Source organism: Streptomyces capoamus, from assembly GCF_014654935.1.
Lineage (GTDB): Bacteria > Actinomycetota > Actinomycetes > Streptomycetales > Streptomycetaceae > Streptomyces > Streptomyces capoamus.
Map to the genome: position 1 here is coordinate 66242 of NZ_BNBF01000007.1, position 3441 is coordinate 69682.

3 protein-coding genes are annotated in these 3441 nt (G+C 75.0%); all 3 read left to right on the forward strand.

Features of this window, described 5'->3' with window-relative positions; translation table 11 throughout:
- The coding region (locus IE312_RS13360) for an ABC transporter permease (RefSeq protein ID WP_229899658.1) at window positions 1–869 on the forward strand (869 nt) is incomplete at its 5' end.
- Entirely contained in the window at window positions 866–2518 is a 1653-nt protein-coding gene (locus IE312_RS13365; protein ID WP_189981424.1) for a dipeptide ABC transporter ATP-binding protein, read from the forward strand. The genes IE312_RS13360 and IE312_RS13365, both read left to right, overlap by 4 nt.
- 236 nt (window positions 2519–2754) lie before the next feature.
- Window positions 2755–3441: DUF3492 domain-containing protein (locus IE312_RS39840; RefSeq protein ID WP_229899660.1), on the forward strand; the 687-nt coding region annotated here is incomplete at its 3' end.

Here is a 3441-nt window from a genome sequence, read left to right on the forward strand (position 1 = left end):
CGCGCTGCTCCCCGGCCCAGGTCCACCAGGTGGCCCAGCAACTCCGCCTCGACGACCCGCTGTACGTGCGCTACGGGCACTTCCTGCAGGGCATCTTCGCCGGCCAGGACTTCTCCACGGGCACCTCCGTGGAGCACTGCGCGGCGCCCTGCCTCGGCCAGTCGTACCGGACCGACCAGCAGGTCACCGACATCATCCTGGCCAAGCTGCCGGTCAGCCTCTCGCTCGTGCTCGGCGCGATGGTGATCTGGCTGCTGCTCGGCATCGGCACCGGCGTGCTGTCCGCCTGGCGGCGCGGCCGGCCCTCCGAACGCCTCCTGACCGCGGTCACCCTCGGCGGCGTCGCCACACCCGTGTTCGTCATCGGCCTGGTGCTGATGATCGTCGTCTGCGGCGAACTGCAGCTGCTGCCCTTCCCGCAGTACGTGCACTTCACCGACGACCCCGAGCAGTGGGCCTGGAACCTGCTGCTGCCCTGGCTCTCCCTCGCCCTCGTCGAGGCGGCCAACTTCGCCCGGCTGACCCGGGCGTCGATGCTGGAGACGCTGGCCGAGGACCACATCCGCACCTTCCGGGCCTACGGCGTCAGCGAGCGCGCGGTGATCGCCCGGCACGCGCTGCGCGGCGCGACGGCCTCCGTCATCGCCCTCAACGCGGTCACCTTCGGCTCGGCCGTCGGCGGCGCGGTGCTCACCGAGACCCTGTTCGGGCTGCCAGGCATCGGCCAGGAGCTGGTGCACGCGGTGAAGGTCGTCGACCTGCCGGTGGTCGTCGGCATGGTCCTGGTGACCGGCTTCTTCGTGATCCTCGCCAACACCGTCGCGGACGTCCTGTACGCGGTGGCCGACCGACGGGTGGTGCTCGCATGAGCCTGGCGGAAACGACGGACCCCGGCCTCGTGGACGTGCGGGACCTGACCGTCGAGTTCGGCGCCCTGCGCGCCGTCGACGGGCTCTCCTTCAGCCTGGCCAAGGGCGCCGCCCTCGCCCTCGTCGGCGAGTCCGGCTCCGGCAAGTCCACGGTCGCGGGCGCCCTGCTCGGCCTGCACCGGGGCACCGGGGCCCGGGTCGGCGGCTCGGTACGGGTCGCCGGCACCGACGTACAGGCGGCCTCCGACGAGGAGCTGCGCCGGCTGCGCGGCGCCGGGGCCGCCATGGTCTTCCAGGACCCGCTGTCCTCGCTCGACCCGTACTACGCGATCGGCGACCAGATCGCCGAGGTCCACCGCGTCCACGCGCGCGTGTCGCGGCGGGCCGCACGCGCGCGTGCCGTGGAAGTGCTGGACCGGGTCGGTATCCCGGACGCGGCACGGCGGTCGCGCTCGCGCCCGCACGAGTTCAGCGGCGGCATGCGCCAGCGCGCCCTGATCGCCATGGCGCTCGCCTGCGAGCCGGACCTGCTGATCGCCGACGAGCCGACCACCGCGCTCGACGTCACCGTGCAGGCGCAGATCCTCGACCTGCTGCACGGGCTGCGCGCGGAGACCGGCATGGGGCTGCTGCTCGTCACCCACGACGTGGGCGTGGCCGCCGAGAGCGTGGACGACATCCTCGTCATGCGGCACGGCAGGGCCGTCGAGCGCGGCCCGGTCGGCGCGGTCCTCGCGGCGCCCGCCGAGCCCTACACCCGTGAACTGCTCGACGCCGTCCCGCGCGTGGACGCCCGCCGGACCGGTTCCCGGGCCACCGGCGAGGTGGTCCTGGAGGCCGTCGGGGTGCGCCGCGAGTTCGGGCGCGGCAAGCGGGCGTTCGCGGCCGTGGACGACGTCTCGGTGACCGTGCGGCGCGGGGAGACCCTCGGTGTGGTCGGCGAGAGCGGCAGCGGCAAGACCACCCTCGGCCGCATGCTCGTCGGACTGCTGGCGCCCACCGCCGGCGAGATCCGCTACGAAGGAGGCCCGCACACCGGGGTGAACCCGGCCGTCCAGATGGTCTTCCAGGACCCCGTCTCCTCCCTCAACCCGCGCCGCAGCGTGGGGGAGTCCATCGCCGACCCGCTCCGCGCGCGCGGGACGGGGGTGTCCTCGCGCGAGCGCGACCGCGCGTCGGGGAGCGACGAGGAGCGCATCCGGGGGCGGGTGCGGGAGCTGCTGGAGCGCGTGGGCCTGGACGGGGCGCACTACGACCGCTATCCGCACGAGTTCAGCGGCGGGCAGCGCCAGCGCATCGGCATCGCGCGGGCGCTCGCCGCCGAGCCGCGCGTCATCGTCTGCGACGAGCCCGTCTCCGCGCTCGACGTCACCACCCAGGCCCAGGTGGTCGGCCTGCTCGGCGAGCTCCAGCGGGAACTGGGCCTCGCGCTGGTCTTCATCGCGCACGACCTCGCCGTCGTGCGCCAGGTCAGCGACCGGGTCGCGGTGATGCGGCGGGGCCGGCTGGTCGAGTACGGGCCCGCCGACGAGGTCTACGACAGCCCGCGCGAGCCGTACACCCGGCAGCTCCTGGCCGCCGTACCCGCGCTCGACCCGGAACTGGCGGCCCGGCGCCGTGCCGCACGGCGCACCCCGGCGGCGGCATAGCGCCCCGCGCGCGGGCGACGGGCCCGCCCGGCGTAACGTTTCGCGCTCGCACGATCACCCGCTGAGCTCTTAGCGCGGCGGAACGCGGCCCGCACGCGAAAGTTACGACCGTTCACCCCTTTTGGTGGTGCGACGGACAACCGTCCGTCGCACCACCGCCTTGTGCCTCTACGTTCGTCCCGCTGCGAGCCGCCGGGCACCGGCGGCTCCCCAGACGGGAGATCGGGGGTGCACACGTGCGCATAGGACTGCTCACCGAGGGTGGCTATCCCTATGTGAACGGTGACGCCGTGCTCTGGTGCGACCGGCTCGTGCGCGGGCTCGCGCAGCACGAGTTCGACGTCTACGCGCTCGGCCGCGGCCCGCGGGACGACGGCCTCCTCCCCCTGCCGCCGCAGGTCGGACGGGTGCGTACGGCGCCGCTGAGGTCGGCCGGGGACGACGGGGCCGCCCTCGGACGGCGCGCGCGCCGGCGCTTCGCCGAGTGCTACGGCGAACTGGCGGCGGTGGTTTGCGGCGCGGGTGCGGGGGCCGCGAGTGCCGGAGCCGTGAGTGCCGGGACCGCGGTCGCCGGGGCTGCGGGTGCCGGGGCCGCGATCGCCGGGGCTGCGGGTGCCGGGGCCGTCGGGTTCGGGGAGGCGGTCGGGTTCGGTGGGGCCGTGGGGTTCGCTGGGGCCGTGGGGTTCGGTGGGGGGCCGGACGCCGCTGCCGGGGACACCTCGGACGATCTGGCGGACCGTTTCGCCAGCGCCCTGTACGGACTCGCCGAACTCGCCCGCGAGACCGGCGGACTCGACGGCGCCCTGCGCTCCGACACCGCCGTGCGCGCCCTGGAACGCGCCTGCCGCACCCCGCACGCCCTGCGCGCGGCGCGCCCGGCGCGCGTGCCCGATCTGCTCGCCGTCGCCGCACACCTCGCACGC